Origin of the sequence: Escherichia sp. WS568 (assembly GCF_046486085.1) — a bacterium.
Lineage (GTDB): Bacteria > Pseudomonadota > Gammaproteobacteria > Enterobacterales > Enterobacteriaceae > Escherichia > Escherichia coli.
Genome location: NZ_JBJQMC010000003.1, coordinates 306509 through 313103, shown reverse-complemented (window position 1 = coordinate 313103; position 6595 = coordinate 306509). Strand labels below are relative to the sequence as shown.

Sequence of the window (6595 nt, the reverse complement as noted above, 5' to 3'; positions counted from 1 at the left end):
TTACAATAGCGTCAGGCCTCACCATTACAACGGTGGGTTGACGCCGGAAGAATCAGAGAACAGATACCGTTTTTACTGTAAAACCGTGGCCAATATTACTTGACCACTACACCAGCATCCGACCCACGCCGCAGCCGCGCACATCAGGATCGATAAACAGCGCATCCATATGCTGCCCACTTAACAACATAAACCCAACCGGCCGATCCCGCTCATTAACCGCGACCCACAACGGCGCTTCCGGCAGGAAGGAACGAACTAGCTCCTCCAGCTCGGCCCGATACTCTGCTGATAAAAAATCGTGAGTGGCATCGACAGAACGACACCAAATCGCAACGAGTTCCTCCCCTTCCTCATGCCGTGAGCAGCGAATACTAATAACCATTTTCTCTCCTTTTCGTCATTCTTATATTCTAACGTAGCCTTTTCCTTGAAACTTTCTCACCTTCAACATGCAGACTCGACATTGGCAAATTTTCTGGTTATCTTCAGCTATCTGGATGTCTAAACGTATAAGCGTATGTAGTGAGGTAATCAGGTTATGCCGATTCGTGTGCCGGACGAGCTACCCGCCGTCAATTTCTTGCGTGAAGAAAACGTCTTTGTGATGACAACTTCTCGTGCGTCTGGTCAGGAAATTCGTCCGCTAAAGGTACTTATCCTTAACCTGATGCCGAAGAAGATCGAAACTGAAAATCAGTTTCTGCGCCTGCTTTCAAACTCACCTTTGCAGGTCGATATTCAGCTGTTGCGCATTGATTCCCGTGAATCGCGCAACACGCCCGCAGAGCATCTGAATAACTTCTACTGTAACTTTGAAGATATTCAGGAACAAAACTTTGACGGTCTGATAGTTACCGGCGCGCCGCTGGGCCTGGTGGAGTTTAATGATGTCGCTTACTGGCCGCAGATCAAACAGGTGCTGGAGTGGTCGAAAGATCACGTCACCTCGACGCTGTTTGTCTGCTGGGCGGTACAGGCCGCGCTAAATATCCTCTACGGCATTCCTAAGCAAACTCGCACCGACAAACTCTCTGGCGTTTACGAGCATCATATTCTCCATCCTCATGCGCTTCTGACGCGTGGCTTTGATGATTCATTCCTGGCACCGCATTCGCGCTATGCTGACTTTCCGGCAGCGTTGATTCGTGATTACACCGATCTGGAAATTCTGGCAGAGACGGAAGAAGGGGATGCATATCTGTTTGCCAGCAAAGATAAGCGCATTGCCTTTGTGACGGGCCATCCCGAATATGATGCGCAAACGCTGGCGCAGGAATATTTCCGCGATGTGGAAGCCGGACTAGACCCGGAAGTACCGTATAACTATTTCCCGCACAATGATCCGCAAAACAAACCGCGAGCGAGCTGGCGTAGTCACGGTAATTTGCTGTTTACCAACTGGCTCAACTATTACGTCTACCAGATCACGCCATACGATCTACGGCACATGAATCCAACGCTGGATTAATCTTCTGTGATAGTCGATCGTTAAGCGATTCAGCACCTTACCTCAGGCACCTTCGGGTGCCTTTTTTATTTCCGAAACGCACCTCAGTAGGTGAATAAAATTTATTCATATTGTTATCAATAAGTTATCAAGTATTTTTAATTAAAATGGAAATTGTTTTTGATTTTGCATTTTAAATGAGTAGTCTTAGTTGTGCTGAACGAAAAGCGCACAACGATCCTTCGTTCACAGTGGGGAAGTTTTCGGATCCATGACGAGGAGCTGCACGATGACTGAACAGGCAACAACAACCGATGAACTGGCTTTCATAAGGCCGTATGGCGAGCAGGAGAAGCAAATTCTTACTGCCGAAGCGGTAGAATTTCTGACTGAGCTGGTGACGCATTTTACGCCACAACGCAATAAACTTCTGGCAGCGCGCATTCAGCAGCAGCAGGATATCGATAACGGAACGTTGCCTGATTTTATTTCGGAAACAGCTTCCATTCGTGATGCTGACTGGAAAATTCGTGGTATTCCCGCGGACTTACAAGATCGTCGAGTCGAGATAACTGGCCCGGTTGAGCGCAAGATGGTGATCAACGCGCTCAACGCCAATGTGAAAGTCTTTATGGCCGATTTCGAAGATTCACTGGCCCCGGACTGGAACAAAGTGATCGACGGGCAAATTAACCTGCGCGATGCGGTTAACGGCACCATCAGCTATACCAATGAAGCAGGCAAAATTTATCAGCTCAAGCCCAATCCAGCGGTGTTGATTTGTCGGGTTCGCGGTCTGCACTTGCCGGAAAAACATGTCACCTGGCGCGGCGAAGCAATTCCTGGCAGCCTGTTTGATTTTGCGCTCTATTTCTTCCACAACTACCAGGCTCTGTTAGCAAAAGGCAGCGGTCCCTATTTCTATCTGCCGAAAACCCAGTCCTGGCAGGAAGCGGCCTGGTGGAGCGAAGTCTTCAGCTATGCAGAAGATCGCTTTAATCTGCCGCGCGGCACCATCAAGGCGACGTTGCTGATTGAAACGCTGCCCGCCGTGTTCCAGATGGACGAAATCCTTCACGCGCTGCGTGACCATATTGTTGGTCTGAACTGCGGTCGTTGGGATTACATCTTCAGTTATATCAAAACGTTGAAAAACTATCCCGATCGCGTCCTGCCAGATAGACAGGCAGTGACGATGGATAAACCCTTCCTGAATGCTTACTCACGCCTGTTGATTAAAACCTGCCATAAACGCGGCGCATTTGCGATGGGCGGCATGGCGGCGTTTATTCCGAGCAAAGATGAAGAGCGCAATAACCAGGTGCTCAACAAAGTAAAAGCGGATAAATCGCTGGAAGCCAATAACGGTCACGATGGCACATGGATCGCTCACCCAGGTCTTGCGGATACGGCAATGGCGGTATTCAACGACATTCTCGGCTCCCGTAAAAATCAGCTTGAAGTGATGCGCGAACAAGACGCGCCGATTACTGCCGATCAGCTGCTGGCACCTTGTGATGGTGAACGCACCGAAGAAGGTATGCGCGCCAACATTCGCGTGGCTGTGCAGTACATCGAAGCATGGATCTCCGGCAACGGCTGCGTGCCGATTTATGGCCTGATGGAAGATGCGGCGACGGCTGAAATTTCCCGTACCTCAATCTGGCAGTGGATCCATCATCAAAAAACGTTGAGCAATGGCAAACCGGTGACCAAAGCCTTGTTCCGCCAGATGCTGGGCGAAGAGATGAAAGTCATTGCCAGCGAACTGGGCGAAGAACGTTTCTCCCAGGGGCGTTTTGACGATGCCGCACGTTTGATGGAACAGATCACCACTTCCGATGAGTTAATTGATTTCCTGACCCTGCCAGGCTACCGCCTGTTAGCGTAAACCACCACATAACTATGGAGCATCTGCACATGAAAACCCGTACACAACAAATTGAAGAATTACAGAAAGAGTGGACTCAACCGCGTTGGGAAGGCATTACTCGGCCATACAGCGCGGAAGATGTGGTGAAATTACGCGGTTCAGTCAATCCTGAATGCACGCTGGCGCAACTGGGCGCGGCGAAAATGTGGCGTCTGCTGCACGGCGAGTCGAAAAAAGGCTACATCAACAGCCTCGGTGCACTGACTGGCGGTCAGGCGCTGCAACAGGCGAAAGCGGGTATTGAAGCGGTCTATCTGTCGGGATGGCAGGTAGCGGCGGACGCTAACCTGGCGGCCAGCATGTATCCGGATCAGTCGCTCTATCCGGCAAACTCGGTGCCAGCTGTGGTGGAGCGGATCAACAACACCTTCCGCCGTGCGGATCAGATCCAATGGTCCGCGGGCATTGAGCCGGGCGATCCGCGCTATGTCGATTACTTCCTGCCGATCGTTGCTGATGCGGAAGCCGGTTTTGGCGGTGTCCTGAATGCCTTTGAACTGATGAAAGCGATGATTGAAGCCGGTGCAGCGGCAGTTCACTTCGAAGATCAGCTGGCATCAGTGAAGAAATGCGGTCACATGGGCGGCAAAGTTTTAGTGCCAACTCAGGAAGCTATTCAGAAACTGGTCGCGGCGCGTCTGGCAGCTGACGTGACGGGCGTTCCAACCCTTCTGGTTGCCCGTACCGATGCTGATGCGGCGGATCTGATTACCTCCGATTGCGACCCGTATGACAGCGAATTTATTACCGGCGAGCGTACCAGTGAAGGCTTCTTCCGTACTCATGCAGGTATTGAACAAGCGATCAGCCGTGGCCTGGCGTATGCGCCATATGCTGACCTGGTATGGTGTGAAACCTCCACGCCGGATCTGGAACTGGCGCGTCGCTTTGCACAAGCCATCCACGCGAAATATCCGGGCAAACTGCTGGCTTATAACTGCTCGCCTTCGTTCAACTGGCAGAAAAACCTCGACGACAAAACTATTGCCAGCTTCCAGCAGCAGCTGTCGGATATGGGCTACAAGTTCCAGTTCATCACCCTGGCAGGTATCCACAGCATGTGGTTCAACATGTTTGACCTGGCAAACGCCTATGCCCAGGGCGAGGGTATGAAGCACTATGTTGAGAAAGTGCAGCAGCCGGAATTTGCCGCCGCGAAAGATGGCTATACCTTCGTATCTCACCAGCAGGAAGTGGGTACAGGTTACTTCGATAAAGTGACGACCATTATTCAGGGCGGCACGTCGTCGGTTACCGCACTGACTGGCTCCACTGAAGAATCGCAGTTCTAAGCAACCTACAAACGTTGCTGACTGTAGGCCGGATAAGGCATTTACGCCGCATCCGGCAATCGGTGCACGATGCCTGATGCGACGCTTGCGCGTCTTATCATGCCTACAACCGTTGCCGAACGTAGGCTGGATAAGGCGTTTACGCCGCATCCGGCAATTCTCTGCTCCTGATGAGGGCGCTAAATGCCGCGTGGCCTGGAATTACTGATTGCACAAACCATTCTGCAAGGCTTCGACGCTCAGTATGGTCGATTCCTCGAAGTGACTTCCGGGGCGCAGCAGCGTTTCGAACAGGCCGACTGGCATGCTGTCCAGCAGGCGATGAAAAACCGTATCCATCTTTACGATCATCACGTGGGTCTGGTGGTGGAGCAACTGCGCTGCATTACCAACGGCCAAAGCACGGACGCGGCATTTTTACTGCGCGTCAAAGAGCATTACACGCGGCTGTTGCCGGATTACCCGCGCTTCGAGATTGCGGAGAGCTTTTTTAACTCCGTGTACTGTCGGTTATTTGACCACCGCTCGCTTACTCCCGAGCGGCTTTTTATCTTTAGCTCCCAGCCAGAGCGCCGTTTTCGTACCATTCCGCGCCCGCTGGCGAAAGACTTTCACTCCGATCACGGCTGGGAATCTCTGCTGATGCGTGTTATCAGCGACCTGCCGTTGCGTCTGCGCTGGCAGAATAAAAGCCGTGACATTCATTACATCGTTCGCCATCTGACGGAAACGCTGGGGACAGACAACCTCGCGGAAAGTCATTTACAGGTGGCGAACGAACTGTTTTACCGCAATAAAGCCGCCTGGCTGGTGGGCAAACTGATCACGCCTTCCGGCACATTGCCATTTTTGCTGCCGATCCACCAGACGGACGACGGCGAGTTATTTATTGATACTTGCCTGACGACGACCGCCGAAGCGAGCATTGTTTTTGGCTTTGCGCGTTCTTATTTTATGGTTTATGCACCGCTGCCCGCAGCGCTGGTCGAGTGGCTACGGGAAATTCTGCCAGGTAAAACCACCGCTGAATTGTATATGGCTATCGGCTGCCAGAAGCACGCTAAAACCGAAAGCTACCGCGAATATCTCGTTTATCTACAGGGCTGTAATGAGCAGTTCATTGAAGCGCCGGGTATTCGTGGCATGGTGATGCTGGTGTTTACGTTGCCGGGTTTTGATCGGGTCTTCAAAGTCATCAAAGACAGGTTCGCGCCGCAGAAAGAGATGTCTGCCGCTCACGTTTGTGCCTGCTACCAACTGGTGAAAGAGCACGATCGTGTGGGCCGAATGGCGGACACCCAGGAGTTTGAAAACTTTGTGCTGGAGAAGCGGCATATTTCCCCGGCATTAATGGAATTACTGCTCCAGGAAGCAGCGGAAAAAATCACCGATCTCGGCGAACAAATTGTGATTCGCCATCTTTATATCGAGCGGCGGATGGTGCCGCTCAATATCTGGCTGGAACAAGTGGAAGGTCAGCAGCTGCGCGACGCCATTGAAGAGTACGGTAACGCTATTCGCCAGCTTGCCGCCGCTAACATTTTCCCTGGCGACATGCTGTTTAAAAACTTTGGTGTCACCCGTCACGGGCGTGTGGTGTTTTATGATTACGACGAAATTTGCTACATGACGGAAGTGAACTTCCGCGACATCCCACCGCCGCGCTACCCGGAGGACGAACTTGCCAGCGAACCGTGGTACAGCGTCTCGCCGGGCGATGTTTTCCCGGAAGAGTTTCGCCACTGGCTATGTGCCGACCCGCGTATTGGTCCGCTGTTTGAAGAGATGCACGCCGACCTGTTCCGCGCTGATTACTGGCGCGCACTACAAAACCGCATTCGTGAAGGGCATGTGGAAGATGTTTATGCGTATCGGCGCAGGCAGCGGTTTAGCGTTCGATTCGTATAAATCAGAGGCGAA

4 protein-coding genes and 1 pseudogene are annotated in these 6595 nt (G+C 52.0%); 4 read left to right on the top strand and 1 reads right to left on the bottom strand.

The genetic code is table 11. The annotated features are described in order from the left end of the window. Positions 1-109 precede the first annotated feature (109 nt). A pseudogene (locus ACJHWR_RS05640) lies at positions 110-385 on the bottom strand (acetyltransferase); the annotation flags it as partial. 156 nt (positions 386-541) lie between these two features. Between ACJHWR_RS05640 and metA the strand changes: the two are divergent. From metA to aceK, 4 genes are all read left to right on the top strand, one after another. Continuing rightward, positions 542-1471: a homoserine O-succinyltransferase gene (gene metA, locus ACJHWR_RS05635; protein ID WP_001122786.1), complete on the top strand. Its 930-nt coding sequence runs from the start codon at positions 542-544 to the stop codon at positions 1469-1471. A 268-nt stretch (positions 1472-1739) separates the two neighbouring features. Then, positions 1740-3341: a malate synthase A gene (aceB, locus tag ACJHWR_RS05630; RefSeq protein ID WP_000138870.1), complete on the top strand. Its 1602-nt coding sequence runs from the start codon at positions 1740-1742 to the stop codon at positions 3339-3341. A gap of 29 nt (positions 3342-3370) precedes the next feature. After that, positions 3371-4675 (top strand): isocitrate lyase, encoded by a 1305-nt coding sequence (gene aceA / locus ACJHWR_RS05625; protein WP_000857856.1) that lies wholly within the window; start codon positions 3371-3373, stop codon positions 4673-4675. 183 nt (positions 4676-4858) lie between these two features. Beyond that, positions 4859-6583 carry a bifunctional isocitrate dehydrogenase kinase/phosphatase gene (aceK, locus tag ACJHWR_RS05620; protein ID WP_001137239.1) on the top strand — a complete coding sequence of 575 codons (1725 nt, stop codon included), beginning with the start codon at positions 4859-4861 and terminating at the stop codon, positions 6581-6583. Positions 6584-6595 lie beyond the last annotated feature (12 nt).